The organism is Bartonella sp. AA9NXGY (assembly GCF_042196845.1).
GTDB lineage: Bacteria > Pseudomonadota > Alphaproteobacteria > Rhizobiales > Rhizobiaceae > Bartonella.
The window spans coordinates 1-665 of the sequence record NZ_JBHIRB010000111.1 but is presented as its reverse complement, the minus strand read 5'-3'; the positions used below and the strand labels follow the sequence as shown (position 1 = coordinate 665).

The following is a 665-nucleotide window of genomic DNA, read 5'->3' as shown; positions in this document are numbered from 1 at the left end:
AATGCTAGCGTGGGTGGGTATGTTAAGGTCTATGGTTCTGTTTATGGGAATGCAAAAGTGACTGGTTATCACACCATTAGAGGTTTGGTACATGGCAATGCAAGGTTAAAAAGAGATGGTTATTCATATGTCAAACAAAACTTTTATTATGCATATGGAATTCCTGAAGATTGTGAAATTTATGAAAACGATACCGTTGTAAAGATTATTGAAAATAACGCTGCGTAAAGACGCGCGGGCGCGGCGGGGGCGCCTGCTTTCCAACCCAATTTTTCCATTTCAAATTTTATCAAATGTTTATCACATTAAATTGTGAGGGTATCTCTATGTGCAAAAAATACGAATTAACCAGTGAAATCAAAAAAATCAAACATGCTCTTACTCGAAATATTATAAACCTTTATCGCATTAAAGCTTTAAAAGATTTTGATGATGTACAGGCGGGGTCTTTAGGCGGCTTTATTGAAAAGGAAGTTAACCTATCCCATGATGGTAATTGCTGGGTGTATGATGAGGCTTGTGTCTATGGTCATGCAAGAGTGTATGAAAATGCAAAAATACGCCATTTTTCTCAAGTCTGTGGTCAAGTTTATGGCAATGCTGAGGTCTATGGAAAAGCTTTTATCTCTCAATATGCTAAAGTTTATGACCATGCTTTTGTCTAT

At 36.8% G+C, this 665-nt stretch carries 2 pseudogenes; both read left to right on the top strand.

Features of this window, described 5'->3' with window-relative positions:
* Positions 1-228, top strand: a pseudogene (locus ACFIM6_RS10105) (hypothetical protein); the annotation flags it as partial.
* A 98-nt stretch (positions 229-326) separates the two neighbouring features.
* Positions 327-665 (top strand): annotated as a pseudogene (locus tag ACFIM6_RS10100) (hypothetical protein); the annotation flags it as partial.